At 55.6% G+C, this 18,895-nt stretch carries 10 protein-coding genes and 1 pseudogene; 10 read left to right on the top strand and 1 reads right to left on the bottom strand.

The features are described from left to right. The first annotated feature begins 14 nt into the window (after window positions 1–14). The 10 genes and pseudogenes from ACQKPC_RS06265 to ACQKPC_RS06220 all read left to right on the top strand — a co-directional run bounded on the left by ACQKPC_RS06265 (window position 15) and on the right by ACQKPC_RS06220 (window position 15,206). On the top strand, window positions 15–3,305 hold the full coding sequence (locus ACQKPC_RS06265; RefSeq protein ID WP_008072397.1) for a beta-ketoacyl synthase N-terminal-like domain-containing protein: 3,291 nt from the start codon (window positions 15–17) through the stop codon (window positions 3,303–3,305). A 30-nt stretch (window positions 3,306–3,335) separates the two neighbouring features. Beyond that, window positions 3,336–3,962, top strand: coding sequence for an HAD family hydrolase (locus ACQKPC_RS06260; RefSeq protein WP_008072398.1), 627 nt, complete (start codon window positions 3,336–3,338; stop codon window positions 3,960–3,962). A gap of 15 nt (window positions 3,963–3,977) precedes the next feature. Then, a complete protein-coding gene (locus ACQKPC_RS06255) occupies window positions 3,978–5,663 on the top strand; it encodes an FAD-dependent monooxygenase (RefSeq protein ID WP_008072399.1) in 1,686 nt (561 codons plus the stop codon). Between the two features lie 51 nt (window positions 5,664–5,714). Beyond that, on the top strand, window positions 5,715–8,255 hold the full coding sequence (locus ACQKPC_RS06250) for an efflux RND transporter permease subunit (protein WP_008072400.1): 2,541 nt from the start codon (window positions 5,715–5,717) through the stop codon (window positions 8,253–8,255). 46 nt (window positions 8,256–8,301) lie between these two features. Beyond that, entirely contained in the window at window positions 8,302–9,078 is a 777-nt protein-coding gene (locus tag ACQKPC_RS06245) for a thioesterase II family protein (protein WP_008072401.1), read from the top strand. A gap of 4 nt (window positions 9,079–9,082) precedes the next feature. Beyond that, window positions 9,083–9,757, top strand: coding sequence for a hypothetical protein (locus tag ACQKPC_RS06240; protein ID WP_008072402.1), 675 nt, complete (start codon window positions 9,083–9,085; stop codon window positions 9,755–9,757). A gap of 25 nt (window positions 9,758–9,782) precedes the next feature. Further along, window positions 9,783–10,610 (top strand): outer membrane lipoprotein-sorting protein, encoded by an 828-nt coding sequence (locus ACQKPC_RS06235; protein WP_427623631.1) that lies wholly within the window; start codon window positions 9,783–9,785, stop codon window positions 10,608–10,610. A gap of 562 nt (window positions 10,611–11,172) precedes the next feature. Continuing rightward, on the top strand, window positions 11,173–12,582 hold the full coding sequence (locus tag ACQKPC_RS06230; RefSeq protein WP_427623630.1) for a tyrosine-type recombinase/integrase: 1,410 nt from the start codon (window positions 11,173–11,175) through the stop codon (window positions 12,580–12,582). A 447-nt stretch (window positions 12,583–13,029) separates the two neighbouring features. Beyond that, a pseudogene (locus ACQKPC_RS06225) lies at window positions 13,030–13,551 on the top strand (methyl-accepting chemotaxis protein); the annotation flags it as partial. A gap of 443 nt (window positions 13,552–13,994) precedes the next feature. Then, on the top strand, window positions 13,995–15,206 hold the full coding sequence (locus ACQKPC_RS06220; RefSeq protein WP_427623629.1) for an MFS transporter: 1,212 nt from the start codon (window positions 13,995–13,997) through the stop codon (window positions 15,204–15,206). A gap of 206 nt (window positions 15,207–15,412) precedes the next feature. On the opposite strand, the gene ACQKPC_RS06215 is transcribed toward ACQKPC_RS06220, so the two are convergent. Beyond that, window positions 15,413–18,895, bottom strand: a 3,483-nt coding sequence (locus tag ACQKPC_RS06215; protein ID WP_427623628.1) for an NAD-glutamate dehydrogenase, incomplete at its 5' end; no start/stop codon positions are given.

Genomic DNA, 18,895 nt, shown 5'->3' with positions numbered 1-18,895 from the left:
AAGGGAATGCAAGCATGACGCAACAAAACGATAGCCGCGCGCTCATGGAAAACGCGCTAAGAAAAATCCAGCGGCTCAACAGTGACATCAAAGAACTTGAGAACCGCCAGCACGAGCCCATTGCCATTGTTGGGATCGGGTGCCGATACCCTGGCGCCGACGACGGTGTCGAGCAGTTCTGGAGCAACCTGTGCGCGGGCGTGAACAGTGTCTCGCCACTGACAGACCAGCGCTGGAACCAGGCGCGCTATTTCGACCCGCAAAGCCCGGTGCCCGGGAAAACCTATTCGCCCAATGCCGGCCTGCTCGATGACGTCCTGCGCTTCGACGCCGAGCTGTTCGGCATTACACCCCGCGAAGCCGAATGCATGGACCCGCAGCAACGACTGCTGTTGGAGGTGACATGGCAGGCGCTGGAAAACGCCAGCATGGCCCCGGATAAAGTGCGCGGTTCAAATGCCGGCGTTTTTACAGGAATAATGAACAAGGACCATTCCGACCTGCTGGTCCGCCACCTGAACCTGGATGAAATCGCGGCGCACATGAACGCCGGTAATCATGAAAGCGTCCATTCGGGAAGAGTGTCGTATACCTTCGATTTCAAGGGCCCTTGCGTCACGCTCAATACGGCCTGTTCGTCGTCGCTGGTCACCGTGCACCTGGCCTGCCAGAGCCTGCGCCAGAACGAGTGCGACTTTGCCCTGGCCGGCGGTTGCAACGTCATGCTCGCACCGACCACCTCGATCGCCCAATCCCAGGCCATGATGCATTCGCCCGAGGGGCTGTGTAAGGCCTTCGATGCATCGGCCAATGGCTACGTCCGCGCCGAAGGCTGTGGTGTGCTGGTGCTTAAACGCCTGTCCCGGGCGGTGGCCGACGGTGACCATATTTATGCGCTGATCCGCGGCTCGGCGGTCAACCAGGATGGTCTGAGCCAAGGCATCATGGCGCCGAACGGCCCTTCGCAGGTCAGGGTCATTCGCAGCGCCCTGGACAATGCCCGCGTCAACGCCAAAGACGTCAGTTATGTCGAAGCCCACGGTACCGGGACCAAGCTCGGTGACCCGATTGAGCTGCAAACGCTGGGCGCGGTCTACGGACGGGCAACAGGCCGTGCCGCGCCGTTGCTGGTGGGCTCCGTCAAAACCAACATCGGCCATTGTGAATCCGCGGCGGGTGTTGCCGGCATCATCAAGGTCGCCAAAGCGCTGCAGCACGGCAAGATCCCTGCTCAGTTGCACTTCGACACCCCCAATCCGTTTGTCGATCTCAACGTCGAGAACATCGAAATATGCACGGACCCAAGAGCCTGGCCGGCCTTCAGCACGCCGGCGCCAGCAGCCGGCGTACCAGCGTCGCGTCTGGCGGCGGTCAGCTCGTTCGGTTTCAGTGGCACCAACGCCCACATCATCCTGGAGTCCTACACCCCTGCGACTCACCGTGAGCCCGGCGTTGAACACCCGCAGCAACTGTTGTTCATCAGTGCCCGCGAACAGTCGGCGCTTAAAGCGTACATCCCCAGGCTGATTGATTTTCTCGAAAGCAGCGACGAGCAGGCATTGGCCGATATTTGCTTCTCGCAAAACACTGGCCGCCGTCAGTTCGAGCAACGAATCGCCGTCAGTGGCAAAAGCCGCCGTGACCTGATTCAAGCGCTGCATCAATCGCTGACCGCTGAACGTCTCGTGACCCGGCATGACCCTCGAGGCCCGCAAATCGGTTTCGTCATGGGCAAGCTCGATCCCCAGAGCAGAGCCCGGTTGCGCCCGCTACTGGAAGCCAGCCTGCTGTTTCAAAAAGCATCGACCGAGTACCTGGACACTGCCACACAAACCCTTGGCCGCGACGTTTCCGCAGCCTTGTGGAACGCGGCAGCGAATGAACAGGACCAGGACCTGATCGACGGCGCGCTGCTCTATGGGTTCGCCATGATGTGGCGCGCACTGGGCGTCTTGCCCCGCTGGATTATCGCGTACGGTCCTGCGCACCCGGTGGCCGCCGCCCTAGTCGGCGCGCTCTCGCTGGAGCAGACGATCCTGGCGATTGCCGGCCTGGGCGCTCAGGACAAAGCCCTCGCCTACCTCTACCGGAACAAGTCCGATCGCCATCAACCGCTGCAGCTGAATATGGATCCGGAGGGGCTAGACCAGGCGCTACAGGCGGATGCCGTCAACGTCATCATTGCCATGGGGGACGCCAGCTTCATCGACGGATACCTGACACGTCACGTCAATATCACATCGGTGCAGATACCCGCGAAGTCCGGGGCCGATGTCTGGGCCGATATCGGCGCGACCCTTGTCACCTTGTATGAAGCTGGAACGCCGCTCATTGCCGCGGCGTGGGACAACCGCCCGCAACGCAAAAAAATGCCACTGCCCACCTATGCCTTCCAGGGCCGTCGTTATTGGCTCGAACGGCTGAACGCGTTGAATGACGAGCAGTCCAACGCCAACGTCCAACCTGTAGCGAACCTGGTGCTTGCCGACCCTTCCAGCATGAGCGCTCGGGAGTACGTGAAGTACCTGATTCGACAACTGGCCAAGCTGGAAGACTACAGCCTCTCTGACGAAAGCTTGTTGATCGACGACGTGGGTTTCGACTCATTGATGCTGGCGGAACTGCGTACCCGCGTCGAGAAGGCCTACCCCACCCTCGGCAAGATCCCGCTCGACCTGCTTCATACCGGCCAGCTTGGCGAACTGCTGGACTTCGTCCACACCGCCGTCGGCAAAACCCAGCCGAGCCTGGCAACGCCAGACGCCCTGAGCGGCCGGGATTTCGCCATGGCCTGGCTGACGCAGTGGAACGCCTCCGGGAACGTGGACAACGTTGGTCGAATGAACAAAAGGCATGTCCACAAGTCCAGCGAACGCAATGTGTTGCTGGGCGCTATCGCCGCCATTGAAGACACGGGCTGGTACGCCGCAGAACTGTTTCACGACCAGACCCACCCGTTCTTCTATGAGCACGCACAGGACCATATTCCCGGCTTGTACCTGATTGAAGCCGTGCGTCAATTCGGGATTGCCTGCACACACTTGTTCCAGGGCGTGCCTCACGACTTCCCGTTCGTCCTGGACGACATGCACATTCAGTTCGACTCCTTTGCCGAGCACGACAGCCCAGTGTTTCTGATCGCCGAATACATCGACCTGATGTTCAAGGATGGCCACCTGCATCGCAGCCACAGCCGCTGCCACATCGTGCAGAACGGCAGGGCCCTGGGCACCGTTGAAGGTCGCGGGCTCATTCTCCAGCCCGCGGACTATCAAACGGCCCGTTCCCTGGAAGCCACCATTTAACGCGTCAATCCATGACAGCAAGGATCACCTGTGCCTACTCAACCTAACGATAAACCGGTCATCGCCGTCTTTGACTTTGACCGCACGCTCACCGACCGCCATACCTTCTGGCGCTTTTTGCGACGGCTGATCGGCCGTCCGCGTTTCACCCTCGTCGCCATCAGCCTGATTCCCACGGCGATCCTGTTGGCGCTAAAGGTCATTCCATTGATGGCTGCTCGTGAAGTCATGATCCGTCGCTGCATGACCGGTATCAGTGTCGAAAAATACCGCACCCTGGGCGTGCTGTTCGCCCAGCAGGACATTCCCGACTGGCTGAAGCCCGAAGCTCTTGCACGGCTCAAGTGGCACCAAGCTCAAGGGCACCGTTGCCTGCTGATCAGCAACTCGGCCGATGTCTACCTGGAACCCTGGGGCAAAGCCGCGGGTTTCGACGCCGTCAGCGGTTCGCGCTTCAAGGAACGCAATGGTCGGCTGACCGGCGAACTGGATGGGCCGCACTGTCAGGCGGAAGAGAAAGTCATCCGGGTCCAGCAAATCATCGGAAACCCGCGCGACTACGTGATTCACGCCTATGGCGATAGCGAGGGCGACCGCAATCTGCTGGATATCGCCGAGTACCCCTACTACCGGTCTTTTGAACACTGCACTCAGTGACCAGGGAGGTCTGAAATGAGCCACCAAGCGAAAGGCACTACCCCCGTTCTTATTGTCGGTGCCGGCCCGGTCGGATTGCTGCTGGGTCTACAACTGCAACGCTTCGGCATCCCCCACAGGCTGATCGACAAGCGCCCGCAACGCCAGACCTTTTCCAAGGCATTCGCCATTCATTCTCGCTCAATGGAAGTGCTTGAGGACTTGGGTTTGCTGGAGCAACTGCTCGCCCGAGCTGTTCGGGTCGAGCAAATGAACATCTACAGCAATCGCAAGCGGCTGATCACCTACAACCTCGGGCAACTGGATGTGCCCTACCCGTTCACGGCCAGCATTCCACAAAACTGCGTCGAAGAAATACTGGAAACCCGCTATCTGGAGTCAGGCGGCCGCATCGAACGCGGGATCGAATTGCACAGCCTCATCCAGAACGAACACGCGGCCCACGCGACCCTTAATGACGAGCGCGGCAACCGGCAATCTCTGGAATGCACCTTGGTGGCTGGCTGCGATGGCGGGTTTAGTCACGTGCGCAAAGCATCGGGGATTGCCTTCGACGGCGCACCCTACAAGCGGCCCTACATCATTGCCGACGGCACGTTGTCGTGGAAAGGCGAGAACAGCAGCGGTCATGTGTTCACTTCAGGTGATGGTTACATGATGTTGTTCCCGCTCCCTGGCGGCAAACACAGAGTCGTCATCGATTGCGAAGACAGCACGTTGACGACCGCGGACCTGAACATCGAGCGGGTCAACGCCCGGCTGCATGAGCGAGGCTTCGAAGACATCACTCTCAGTGATCCGGTGTGGCTGTCGGTCACGACTTTTCAACATCGCCTGGCGGAGCAGTATCGGGTTGGCCGGTTTTTTCTGGCCGGGGACGCCTGTCATGTCCACAGCCCCATTGGTGGCCAGGGGCTCAACACCGGATTGCAGGACGCCTATAACCTGTCCTGGAAAATCGCCCATGTGCTCAATCACGACGCCAGCCAGACGCTGCTTGACAGCTATCAGGCAGAAAGAAGGCCCGTGGCGCAAACCGTGCTGAAAAACACCCAACAACAAATGCACATGCTGAACATGAAACATCCGTTGCTGCGTTTGTTGCGCGATGCCCTGGTGCCGACGCTCGCGACGACCCGTCGCTTCCAGAACAGGATCATGAAACAGGTCACGGGTTTTCAAATCGATTACGCGACAACGTTACTCGCGCCCCAGGCCCGGCAAACAGTCGAACAGGGGCCGCTCACCGGCCAGCGGATGCCCGACGGCACGGTGCTCGAACAAAACGGTGATGCCCGGCGTCTCTTCGAACTGCTCAAAGGCATCCACTATTCGTTGTTTGTCTTCGAGGACAACACACCGGACAGCGAAGCTCACTGTCAACAAATCGCCCACGCCCTGAGCGCTGCTCGTTGGCCGGCCAACTTCTTGCGGGCCTACCTGATACGCATCCCTGCCTCGACAGACTCAACGATCAGCGCTGGTTTCGAGGCTCGATATGACATGACGGATGTATTGCGCGAGCAACTGGGTGTCAAGAACGGAGGTCTGTTCCTGGTCAGGCCGGACGGGTATCTGGCGCTACGGTGTGACCTTGAGCAAGGTGCACAACTGAACAGTTACTTCGAGCGTTTCTACCCGGCGTTCACCGCAGCGAAACGCTTATACAGCGTGCCGACGGCATTGCCGGTCACCGGCTGATCCGCGCCCTATTCACCTGAAAAATTTTTATCAAAAACAAGGAACAGTTCAGTGACGTCCTTTTCTCAGCGCTACGCCAGTTTCATATTGAGGCACAAGAAGGCCACCCTTGGGGTCCTGGCCCTGACAACGATATTTTTCTGCTTGCAGTTGTTATCGCTGCAAGTCAACCCGTCACTGTTTCTGCTCGGCAAGGACTTCAAGGGTCGTGTGCTGATGGCCGAAGCGCGCCAGCATTTCAGCGGCTCCGGCGAGCAAATTCTGGTCGGCGTCGTTACCCAGGAAGATTCCATCTTCAATCCCGCGTCGCTGGCATCGATCAAAACGCTGACACAACAGTTCGCCAAACTGACGCTGATTGACGAAGACGATAACGAGCGACTCCAGTCGGCGGCGCTCGATGCCCAAAGCAAGGGCATGGTTGAGCAAATACTGGCCGGAGGTATCGACGCACTCGACAAAAACACGCTGAAGGCCTTGTCGTCTTACCTGGCAACGCTCGCTGATTGCCCGCAGAACGTTAAAGACTACGTCGCGGACCTCACCGTACGTGCAGCGCCTGTCGTTAAAGTCAGAAGCCTGGCCGATGTGGAAAACATCGAACTCGATGGCGACGCACTCGACGTTCACGACCTGATGACCGACGTACCGTCAGACACCCAGGCGCTGAACAACCTGTCGGAGGAAGTCTTTGGCAACGAGATGTTCAGCAACTCCTTGATCTCCCCCCAAGGCAAGGCCTCGATGATTCAGATCGAGCTAGCCGTGGATGAGGAAGACTCCCGGAACCTGCAGCGCGCTTACACCGAGGTGTTAAGACAGGTCAATGAAATCCCTTCCGAAGACTCATTCCACATTGGCGGCACGGCCACCTACTACGCGGCCATCACCGACATCGTCGAGAAGGACAACAACAAGTTCCTGCCCTTCGTCGTGCTGGTTATTTCATTGTTGCTGTACATCAGTTTCCGCCGCTGGCAGGGCGTATGGATTCCGTTGCTGATCGCCATCCTGTCGTTGATCTGGACCATGGGCCTGGTGAGCCTGACTGGGTTCAAACTGAACATCATCACCAACATGATTCCGGTTTTCATCATCTCAATCGCGGTCGCCGATTCCATCCACTTCATCAGCGCCTATTACGAACGCGTGGTCGAAAGCGATGCCGAGACGGCCATAAGAAACACGGCGCATTACCTGCTTGGCCCAATGCTCATCTGGTCGTTCACCACATTTGTCGGCTTTATTGCGATGGCGTTCACCAACCTGACGTTCATCCGCGAGTTCGGCATTTTCGTCGCCATCGGTGTTGCATTCGCCTTTGTGATTACCATTACCTTGCTGCCCGCCCTTCTCCCTTACCTGAAGTTGCCAAAACAGCAAATCCAGCAAAGCAACGACAATGGATTCATGCTGTTCGTCGACCGCTTCAGTCACGCGGCGAATCGTCTGTCACGCAACAATCCCTGGCGGTTGCTGAGCGTGAGCCTGCTTATTTTGGTGGGGGCCACGTACCTGAGTCTTCAGGTCAGGGTCGACAACGAAAACATATCGTCATTTTCAAAGTCCACCGCTGTGCGACAAGACAACGACGTGCTTAACAAATACTTCGGCGGAACCGTACCGGTCTCCATCTGGCTCAAGTCAGACACCCAGGACCGGGTCAAACAACCCGACTTTATCAATGCGCTGCGCCTGATCGAGCAACGGCTCAAGCGTCATGAGCAAATTGGCTACACCATTTCGCCTGTTGACTACTTGAATCGCATCAATGAGCTGATGTCCGACGATTCAAACTTCCGTCTACCGGCCGATGCCTCGCAAGAGCTGATCTCTCAATACTTCCTGCTTTATGAGTTTGGCAACGGCAGCGAGATAAAAGATGTGGTCGACTACACCTACAGCAGTGCCCGCATTATCGGCATGGCTTACACCGACCGAGGGACAACGTGGGAAGCCATCATTGATGACATACGCAGTTATGCCGCCACGGTGGTGCCTGAAGGCGTGACCGTCGAGGTATTCGGTACGGGGGAGCTGCAAGCAAGCAACATTCCGGAGATCGTTAAAAGCCAGGTTTATAGCTTCGTTTTCTCTTTCATCCTGATTGCCTCGATGATGATCGCGATATTCCGCTCGCTGAAATTCGGCATGGTCAGCATGGTGCCGCTCATCTTTACGCTGGCCTTTATCGGCGCACTCATGCAGGTCCTGGATATCTCGTTGGATATCGGCACCGCCATGATCTGTGGCATCTGCTTTGGCGTGGGGGTCGATTACACCATCCACTTCCTGAGCGTTTACAAGACCTACTCGAAAGTACCGGGCACGAACCATAACGAAGTGTTGGGCAAAACGGTCAACTCGGTTGCCCGGCCGATCATCATCAACTCGCTTTCATTGGCGTGCGGCTTTGCCATTCTCTGCCTTTCGAACTACGCGGCCATTGTGAATCTGGGTTTGCTGACCGCCGCATCGATGGTCGCCTGCGCGATTTTTACACTCATTCTGATACCGGCAACGCTGCGAGTCGCCGTCACTTTCGTCCCCGTAGAACAAGCGACCGGGACGCTGGAACCGATCGCCCATTAGTCACTGCGCGATGCCTGCAGCGTCACTTATTTCAAGGACTGTTTCAATGAGCCGGACATTCGTACCTTTCACCGAGCATCGCCAGGGCGCCCCCGTGCTCTTGTGTTTTGGACCCGCCGGGTGCGGCCCTAGCTTCTATCGTCGTTGGGCGAAGCTGCTCGACTCACCCACTCAATTGTTGGCAGTCCAGTTGCCTGGTCGCGAAGGGCGTCATCGGGAAGCGCGTGTTACTGACTTTTCGACGTTGACGGCTCAACTGGCAGACGAGATCAACAACCACATAAAAGGTGAGTTTTCGATCTTCGGTCATAGCCTGGGCGGTGCATTGGGGTTCGCGGTGGCTCAGGCGCTGGAGCAACGCCATGACCGTTGCGCAAAAACGGTCGTGATCTCCGCGCGCACGGTGCCGGACGAAACCCGTCTCACCGACATTGATCCGGAATCGTCGAACCGGGAACTGATCGACTTCCTGATCTCCCTGGGTTGCTTGCCTCCCCAACTGGCGGCCGACAGTGAAGCGATGGAGATGTATTTACCGATTATCCGGGACGACCTGCGCCTGAACGTTGATGCACAAAGGCACGCCTTCACCCGCGTCAACTCCCGGCTGGTGGCGCTTGCGGGCGACAAGGATGCCCTCGCGACACCTGCGCAGATGCAGCGGTGGTCGGAACACACGAATCAGGATTTTGCGCTGCACACCTGCCAGGGCGGGCATTTCTTCATCCTGGAACAGGAACCAAACATCATCGAACTATTGGCTCGTGTTGTGGAAGGGACCGACAGGCTGTCGCCCATTCTTTCACCCGGACAGGACGCTTAAGACAATGAAACGAACCGCATGGGTCGTGGGTGCGAGCGGACAAGTGGGCAGCGAATGTGTTGCCCTGATATGTCAGGACGCTCGTTATTCCAGCGTATTGGGGATTGTCCGTACCGCCACATCATTGCGCCATGAACAGTATCGTGAAGCGGTCATTGATTTTGACGATATTCAACGGTCTGGCGATTGGGGTAAATGCGACGACATTTATTTCGCACTTGGACAATCGAGCCGTGACAAGGCGCTTTTTCTCAAGGTGGATTGCCAGTACCCGGTATTACTTGCCCGGCATGCCCAACTGCACGGCGCGAGCCGCATCGGCTATGTCTCCAGCCTGGGGGCGAACCTGAACTCGTCCAATGACTACTTTCAGGTAAAGGCTCAAGCGGAAACCGAACTGTCCGGGTTGGGCTTTGAAACCGTTTGTTTCATCCGCCCTTCCATGATTTACGGAAGCAAGGATGACCGCCGCCCTTTTCAACGCCTCAGTCGCCACGCCTCCCGCTTCCTGGGCTGGGCGTTCGTTGGCGCGTTAAAAAAATACCGCCCCGTATCGGCAACCTGCGTCGCCGCCGCCTTGATTAATGCCGTTAACGGCCAGGTACGTGGCAACCATCCGATCGAGTCAAATGAAATCCCTCAGAAAGCGCCTCGCCAGGCGCTTTTCCAAACCCTTTAACTTCGCCAAATGGAATTGTATTTCAATGAAAAAGCTTAACCTCATAGCGCTCATTTTCAGTGCGGTAATCCCTTCTGCCTTCGCCCAGAGCTACACCGGCGAGCAGATTATGCTGCTCAACGAAGACTCCCGTAAAAGCCTCTCGGAGACCAGCGATGTCTTTATTACGATGACGGATGCGCAGGGCAATGTGCGCGAGCGAACATTAAAACTGCGAATTGACGATGGTGATAAAGCGGCGCGCAAATCCTATCTGGAGTTCGTGGAACCGAAAGATGTGAAAGGCACGCGCGTACTGGCACTGGAAAAATCCAACGCTGAAGAAGACCCGGATCGCTGGATCTATCTGCCGGCGCTGCGCAAAGTTCGGCGGATCGCCGGGGCGGATCAGACCCAAAGCTTTGTCGGCACGGACTTCACTTACGAGGACATGTCGATTACCGATGGCGTGGTCGGTGTCAAACACCACAGCTACAAAATCCTGCGTGAAGAAACGATCAAGGACAACAGTGGCGTCGAGCGTAAATGCTGGGTCGTTGAAGCGACGCCGACGACTAAAAAACAAATGGAGCAGGGTTTATACGGCAAAAGGATTATCTGGGTCGAACAGCAGTACTACACCGCAATCCAGGAGCAATATTTCAATAAAAGCGGGCAGCTATTCAAAATACGAACCAGCTCTGACATCCGTGAGTTTCCTGCGACGGCGGGCACCACCGAATGGCGCCCTAACCTGTTTTCGATGAAAAACCTGGAGACAGGGCACAGCACACAAGTTCGCTTCGAGCAGGTACTGGACCAACCCATAGACGCCAAGATATTTACTCGCCGCTTTATGGAAATCGGGCTGTAACAGCCCTTTCCAAAACCGAAAAGTATCCGCCGGGTCGATCCGGCGGGTATCGTGCAGTGCTTTCAAAATATGCCGCATGACTGTGAAAGGCTCCGTCGGCCTAACAAGTAAAACTGATAAACAATCTGTCGAAGCCCCGTAAGCGAAGAGCGGCGTGGGTACTCAAAGTGCCAAGAATAGTCGGCAACGTGCTACTAAAGACCGTGCCATAAAGCGCTAAAGCTGGCGTTGGATTACAAAAAAGCCACGAGAATTCCACCCAGAGCCAGTGGTTTTGTAGGGGTAAAAACGACCAAAAATAAAAAAGGGTCGCGAGATAAAATCTCGCAACCCTTTGAATTATATGGTCGGGACGGAGTGATTCGAACACTCGACCCCTAGCACCCCATTCAGTTAAGCATTAGTCATCCCTGGCCCGCGCCAATCCCCTATAGAATCCTAAAGCCCAGTAAAACAAGGCACCTTAAGCGCTTTACTCTTCCAACGATCTCTATCCTGATCTACCCTTAGCTGACGAATCGGTGGGAGTAAATGTGGGAGTAAATTTATTAGGAGGTTGATTGTGGCCAAGCTCACTGCCAAGGAATTGGAAGCACTGACCGAGCAGGATGTCGGCATCATCATACGCGACGAAGGCAGCCTCGCAGGCAGGGTCTCACTCCGCAAAAAAGGAATCGCCATCCCCTTTTACTTCCAGTTTCGCTGGGAAGGGATCTATACCCGCTTCTCGTGCGGTACCTGGCCAAACAAGTCGCTGACCGAAATACGCAAGGAGCGCAACGAAGCGCGAGACCTAGTAGCCAAAGGGATCAATCCTAATGAAAACAAGCGCGCCGGGAAGGTCAGATTAAAAGCGGAGCTGGCAGCACAACTCGCAGACGCCGATCAGCAAAAAGCTAAGGAACTAACGCTGCTAGATCTAGCGGGAGAATGGCTTCGCGATGGCGTGGCACGAAAGGATGGTAATGCCGAGCTACGGAGAAAATTCGCAAAAGATCTTTACCCCGCCCTTGGCTCTAAAGTCATCAGTACAGTCAGTGAGCATGACCTGCGGAGCCTGGTGCGTTCTGTAATAGCTCGAGGCGCTACTCGTCAGGCCATCAGTCTTTTTTCGGATATCGTTCAGATGTTTGGATGGGCCCAGAAACGCCAGCCATGGCGAACACTATTGATTGACGGAAACCCAGCAGACTTGGTCGAAATCAATAAACTTGTACCCGGTGACTACCAGGAGGAGCGAACTCGGATCCTCTCCCCTAGCGAACTTCAAGAATTACACCAACGCTTTCAAAAAATGACCGCGGACTATGCAGCACTACCTGCCGGAGAAAAGTATGATGGGGTTCGCCCGCTCAAGCCAGAGTCCCAACTTGCGCTTTGGATCTGTTTGGGAACGCTATGCCGGATCGGCGAACTGCTTCAGGCCGAATGGAAAAACGTTGATTTGGAAAATGGTGTCTGGTTTATTCCCGTGGCAAGCGTCAAAGGTAGCCGGGGAAAGAAGCAGGACCACCACGTATTCCTATCTGCGTTTGCGATCCATTATTTCAGCAAGCTTCGGCTGCTTACAGGACACTCTCAATGGTGCTTCCCCGCTAAGCATCATGATGGTCATGTCGATCTCAAGGTCGTCAGCAAACAGGTGGGAGACCGCCAATCATGCTTCAAAAATCGCAAGCCGCTTTCACGTCGCCGCCATGATGACACCCTAGTGCTGTCCGGTGGTGTGAATGGGGAATGGACACCCCATGACCTGAGACGAACGGGTGCAACCATGATGCAAGCCTGGGGCATAAGCCTTGATGTGATAGACCGGTGCCAAAACCACGTGCTGGCGGGCTCTCGAGTCCGTCGTCACTACTTACACCATGATTATGCCGAAGAGAAAAAAGAAGCGTGGAACCTGCTGAGCGAGAAGCTCACTGAGATCATGATCGACCAGGATGGTTTGGAGGGGCTTGAGAAACAATAGAAGCGGTCATCGCATATTTGCACGCTAAAGCCCTGATTATTCAGGGCTTTGTCGTTTCTGGGGTTTGGTAAAATCTTCCAGCCCACACTTCAGCCCACACCCTGGATGGAGTGTTGCTTTTCGACCAGCGGCTAATTTTTCGAATGGTCTCTTGCCTGCACCTAGGCCCTGATGAATGGGTTTAGAAGTAGCTTCCGCAAAAAGTGCCGGAACGAATGTAGAGATCGTGAACTATCCTCGACGTAGCCCACAAATTACGCACAAACAAAAACGCCGCCCTGTGAGCGGCATTTTTGTGTATTTGGAGAGGAAACGAGACTCGCATCTAGCGTCCGACACATTGAAATCTAGGGGGGTTCTTCTCTTCCTGAAGCAAGAAAGACTCAACACCCCGACCATATAGAAGCACTCGATAGCAAAGCTTCAAATATTGGCCAGATTCTCGATGTCATTCGGGGGGATATCAGAACAAACAAACCTTTTGGCATTAAGTGCCGTAATTGAAGCAGCACGGGCAGGTGAGGCAGGCCGAGGGTTCGCTGTAGTAGCTGATGAGGTTTGTAGTTTAGCGCAACGCACCCAAAGCTCCGCACAGCAGATTCAAGCAATGATAGACGAGCTCCAAGGCGGCTCACGAAACGCTGTCAATCTTATGAACGCAAGTCAGCAACAATGCACAATGAGTGTCCAAGTCGCACAACATGCACAAAGTCGACTTAGTGTTGTGACAGAGCGAATCGGTGAGATCGATGGCCAGAACCAATCTGTTGCTACTGCTACAGAGGAACAGAGGAACAGTCGGCAGTCGTGGAAACGCTAAACGTAGATGTTAACGAGCTAAATCCACTAAACCAACAAAGCACGACCAACGCAGAAGCAACATTACAAGCATACAACGTACTAGATGCAGAAGCCACTCAACTTCAGAAACTTGCGATCAGCTTCCGAATTCAGAAAAAACCACCTTAAATTACACTTCAAAACTTTCGCCTTATCTATCAACGCAGCATCTAAAAATACCGCGCTGTTTTACTCCAAACTATTACATAGTCACACATCAAAACATACACCCCTAATCAAACCACTTACTTAATCATAGCCACCGTTCGATTTATTCTTAAGTCGAACGCATATCACTATGGCCCGCAGATTAAAAAATTGACCTCCTCCCGAAAAAACCCCTGAAAAACCATCAATCATTCACTGATAAGATAGCGCCACAAGCACATTACTGCTAAGTCTCTTGATTCGCTAAGACACAAGTAAAATAATATCGACCGCTTATCAATGCTCAACTGAAATGAGATTCAGATGCCGCATATTGCATGCCGTGCGTTCATCATTCAGTCGTCAGCTCTTAGACAAGCATTAGTCAACTTGACTTAATCAATGAATTATCGAGAGAGCACAAAATGGTTTCCAACCTCCTTTACTCGCCCAGCGAAAGGACGCCGAAATACTCAACCTCCTTGCGAATCGCCCAGGGAATCACTGCTGCCTTGGCTTTCAGCATCTTGCTAGCTGGTACCAATGCCACGACCCCGATGCTACCGCTTTATCACCAGGTATTGAGTTTTACTCCGTTGATGATGTCATTGACATTTGTTTGCTATGTCAGTGTCTTAATCGGCGTATTGCTTATTTGCTCTCACCCGACATTTGTTCGATGGTCTTCACCGATGCTCTGCCTTTCACTTCTCGTTGCGGCTATTTCTGATGTTTTCCTTTCCACTGCGACCGGCTCAGGTATCTTGCTGGGACGTGCAATAGCCGGCATTGCGGGTGGTATTGGGACTGGATCAGCAGCAGCGCTGGTTGTTGCTGCTCTCGGCTCTTTGGGACGCTCTCTGTCCGCCACTGGCAACCTAATTGGAGCCGTCGCAGGTACAGCATTTGCTCAAGCGTGTATTGCATTGTGGGGAGCCGCTGCTATGCGCTGGACATTCTTATTCCATGGCGTCGTTTGTTTGTTTCTTCTCATCGCCCTGTCGATCATCCTCGTGCTACGCCATCAAGATAATAGCAAACTGTTGTGCGAGGTCAGCAAAGGTAAAGCGGTAGTCTGGAGCAGTATCCGCAACCATCCAATTGCCCTCACAGTTGGTTGCCTGTCGTGGATAACAATTAGCGCGGCGATTGTTTCTCTGCCATCGTTTTATGCAGCACTTGAGATGGGTTGGATCAGTGCATATGGGATAATTATTTTGTTAGCTTTCAGCGCCGCCGGTCAACTCTGCAGCCCGTGGCTCGGTCAAATAGCCCCATGGAGTTCCGGGGTAGCTACGATAACGGCTGGAATTATCTTTTTATTGCTCGGCGCAGATCTAAGACTGTCCTCATTAGCAACCATAGGTTTCGCAGTGATTGGAATGGGTATTGGAGTCTCGTATCGCCTGGGCCTCATCACCTTCACAAAAGGATCCTCCCCTGCTCAACAAGGAGCGCTATCCTCTTTTTACGCAGCCATAACCTACGGCGCAGCTGCAGCCTGTGCGTTAGCGCTTGGAATAGCCGGCAATGAAGTTGGTCTTCATATGACTGTAATTATATTATTTGGGATACTAGCTGCACTCACATTATTGCTATCAGGTAAAGCGCCATGCCTTGGTAATACAAGAGAGTGATTTTTTAAAACGAAATATAATGGGGAGCCAAAACGCTCCCTTTTTTTCATGTACTTCATTAACAAAAATCTTGAAAGCGTGACACAACCACTTCGAATTTTTCTTAAAAATATTAGCAAAACTCACAAGAAACAACGCTACGACAGTTATTAACCTGTAGCGAATTTTGTCACGTGAGTTCGTACTTTGAGTGCGAGTTCGAGCTCTTATGGGGCTCCACTCAGCGCAAGATCCAACAACTCACGGTTGGCCACCGCATACATGGCGTAATCGGTGCCACTGGCGGCACGGATTTCCACCAGCATGGCACGCCAGCGTTCGATCATGCCTTCGTGCTCTTCCATCCACAGCGCCAAGCGTGTTTCCACGTCCTGGGTGCCGTCGCCCTGTTGCAGGACGGAAATGGTGATCGCACGTTGTTGCCAATCGACGTCATCACGGAACGCTTCACGGGCCAGGGCCTGCCAGTTGTTTTCAACCGGCAGAGCGCTGATCTGTTGCAGGTACCAGGTGATGTCCAGCGCGCTGCCCACGGCGAAGTAGGCCTTGGCCACGTCCGCTGCGTTCTGACCGGTCACATCCGAAGCTTCGATGATCGGCAGCAAGGTGTACAGGTGAGTGGTGCCTGCAACCATGCGTGCCAGCAACTCAGGTACACCGGCTTCGACGTAGGCCTGATAACGGGTCTGCCAGCCTTCGCGGGTCGGGCCTTCCAGCAGTTCGTCGAGCTTGAGACCCAACGCCGCCAGGTGCGGACCGAAGTGCGCGACGTCACGGGCAGCGTTCTGCTCGTTGCGACGGCTGCGCAGGAACCAGCGCGTAGCGCGGCGACCCAGGCGCATCAGCTCGTCCATCAGCTCCAGTTGTACGTCGGCCGATACCTGATGATCCAGGGCTTCTATCTGCCGGAACCAGTGCGGGAGGTGGAAGATATCCCGAACTATTACATAGGCCCCCGCAACATTCGCCGGGCTCATGCCGGTCGACTCTTTGAGTCGTTGAACGAAGGTGATGCCCATGTGGTTCACCAGATCGTTGGCGATCTGGGTGCTGACGATTTCACGCTTCAGACGGTGACGGCGCATGGCAGCGGAGAACTTGCTCACCAGCGTCGGCGGGAAAGCGGTTTCCATGTCGCGGGTCAGGTAGTCGTCGTCCGGCACCAGGGAGTTGAGCAGCGCTTCCTTGAGGTCGATCTTGCTGTAGGAGATCAGCACCGACAGCTCGGCACGGGTCAGGCCATGGCCTTCCGCGAGGCGTTCGTTGATCGCTTCTTCAGCCGGCAGGAACTCGATGGCGCGATCCAGCTTGCCGCGGCCTTCCAGATCGTTCATCAGACGTTTGTATTCGGCAATCCGCACGAAGGCACGACGTGCCGCCAGGGACAGGGCCTGAGTCTGCTTGTAGTTGTTACCAAGCACCAGGTTGCCGACTTCGTCGGTCATGCTCGCCAGCAACTGGTTACGTTGCTTGTCGGTCATGTCACCGGCATGCACGACTTCGTTCAGCAGGATCTTGATGTTTACTTCGTGGTCGGAGCAGTCCACACCACCGGCGTTGTCAATGAAGTCGGTGTTGGAGCCGCCGCCATTGAGGCCGAATTCGACACGACCCAATTGGGTCATACCGAGGTTACCGCCCTCACCCACGACTTTGCAGCGCAGTTCGTTACCGTTCACCCGCAGTGCATCGTTGGCCTTGTCGCCGACATCGGCGTGGCTTTCGGTGCTGGCTTTGACGTACGTACCGATACCGCCGTTCCACAACAGGTCTACCGGTGCCTTGAGCAAGGCATTCAGCAGTTCGGTCGGGGTCAGCTTGTCAGCCTGAATGTCGAAACGCTCTTTCATCTGCGGGGAAATCGCGATGCTTTTTGCGCTGCGCGAGAAGATCCCGCCGCCTTCGGACATGATGCTGGTGTCGTAGTCCGACCACGCCGAACGCGGCAAGTCGAACAGACGCTGACGCTCGGCGAAGCTGTTGGCTGGCTCCGGGTTCGGGTCGATGAAGATGTGCAGGTGGTTGAAAGCAGCGACCAGTTGCAGCTTTTCTGACATCAGCAAGCCGTTACCGAACACGTCACCGGCCATGTCGCCGACGCCCACTACAGTGATGCTGTCTTCCTGAACATTGATGCCGCGCTCGCGGAAGTGGCGTTGTACGCCGACCCACGCGCCCTTGGCGGTAATGCCCATTTTCTTGTGGTCGTAACCAGCCGAGCCACCGGACGCAAAGGCGTCGCCGAGCCAGAAGCCGTAGTCGATGGCGATGCCGTTGGCGATGTCGGAGAAGGTTGCAGTGCCCTTGTCCGCCGCCACCACCAGGTACGGGTCATCGTCGTCATGACGCACGACGTTGGCCGGCGGTACCAGCGCGCCGTCTTTCAGGTTGTCGGTGATGTCCAACAGGCCCGAGATGAAGATGCGGTAGCAGGCGATGCCCTCGGCCGCGATCTCGTCACGGCTGCCGCCCAGTGGCAGGCGACGCGGCAGGAAGCCACCCTTCGCACCCACTGGCACGATGACCGAGTTCTTCACTTGCTGGGCTTTTACCAGGCCCAGGACTTCGGTGCGGAAGTCTTCTTCACGGTCGGACCAGCGCAGACCACCGCGAGCAACGTTGCCAAAGCGCAGGTGCACGCCTTCGACGCGAGGCGAGTAAACGAAGATTTCGAACTTCGGAACCGGCTTCGGCAGCTCTGGAATCTGGTGCGGGTTGAACTTGAAGCTGAAGTAGGACTTGTTCTGACCGTGGGCGTCGGTCTGGTAGAAGTTGGTCCGCAGGGTCGCTTTGATCAGGTCCAGGTAACGACGCAGGATGCGGTCTTCGTTCAGCACCTGAACATCGTCCAGTGCTGCCAGAATCGCGTGTTCCAGGCGTTGTTGCTTGTCTTCCAGATCATCGCTGGCAAGCTTGCGCGCCAGGTAGAAACGGGTCTTGAACAACCGGGTCAACTCGCGAGCGATGTCGGTGTGGTTGTTCAGGGTGCTGGCGATGTAACCCAGGTCGAAGCCCAGACGGATCTGCTTCATGTAACGGGCGTAGGCACGCAGCAGCGCCACATCGCGCCATGGCAGGCCGGCGGTCAGCACCAGACGGTTGAAGGCATCGTTCTCGGCATCGCCACGCACGATGTGGACGAAAGCGTCCTGCAAGGTGTCGTTGAGTTGCTGGATGTCGAGTTCCAGGCCTTCGGCGGCGGTGAACGCGAAGTCGTGAATCCAGAATTCGCGGCCATTGTTATGACGCAGGCGATACGGGAACTCACCCAGCACGCGCAGGCCAAGGTTTTCCAGGATCGGCAACACGTCGGACAACGCCAGCGGCGTATCGGCGTGATACAGCTTGCAGTGCAGCATGCGCTGGCCGGAGACCTGGGCCAGCGGCTGATAGAAGCTCATCACCAGCGGATTTTTTTCGCTCAGGCTCAGCAGGTGCTGCATGTCGACTACAGCCGAGTGGGCTGCGAAACGCTCGCGGTAACCGGCCGGGAAGCCTTTCGGGAAGTCGGCCAGCACGTTGGTGCCCTGGGCTTCGCCGAAGCTCTCGACCACCAGGCTCGCGTAGTCGTCCTGCCAGCTGCGGCAGGCCTGTACCACTTCTTTTTCCAGCAGAACCGGGTCGATGTCCAGACGGTTCTTCGGATCGACCCGCAGAATCAGTTGCACGCGGGCCAGCACGGACTCGGA

Origin of the sequence: Pseudomonas sp. NPDC089918, assembly GCF_050280605.1 — a bacterium.
GTDB lineage: Bacteria > Pseudomonadota > Gammaproteobacteria > Pseudomonadales > Pseudomonadaceae > Aquipseudomonas.
Note: the sequence above shows the minus strand (reverse complement) of the source record. Positions and strands in the feature narration are given on the sequence as shown.

Bases quoted from the DNA above. Each gene is read 5' to 3' on its own strand.
- ACQKPC_RS06265 (WP_008072397.1), top strand. From the start codon at position 15: ATGACGCAACAAAACGATAGCCGCGCGCTCATGGAAAACGCGCTAAGA.
- ACQKPC_RS06255 (WP_008072399.1), top strand. From the start codon at position 3,978: ATGAGCCACCAAGCGAAAGGCACTACCCCCGTTCTTATTGTCGGTGCC.
- ACQKPC_RS06245 (WP_008072401.1), top strand. From the start codon at position 8,302: ATGAGCCGGACATTCGTACCTTTCACCGAGCATCGCCAGGGCGCCCCC.
- ACQKPC_RS06240 (WP_008072402.1), top strand. From the start codon at position 9,083: ATGAAACGAACCGCATGGGTCGTGGGTGCGAGCGGACAAGTGGGCAGC.
- ACQKPC_RS06235 (WP_427623631.1), top strand. From the start codon at position 9,783: ATGAAAAAGCTTAACCTCATAGCGCTCATTTTCAGTGCGGTAATCCCT.
- ACQKPC_RS06220 (WP_427623629.1), top strand. From the start codon at position 13,995: ATGGTTTCCAACCTCCTTTACTCGCCCAGCGAAAGGACGCCGAAATAC.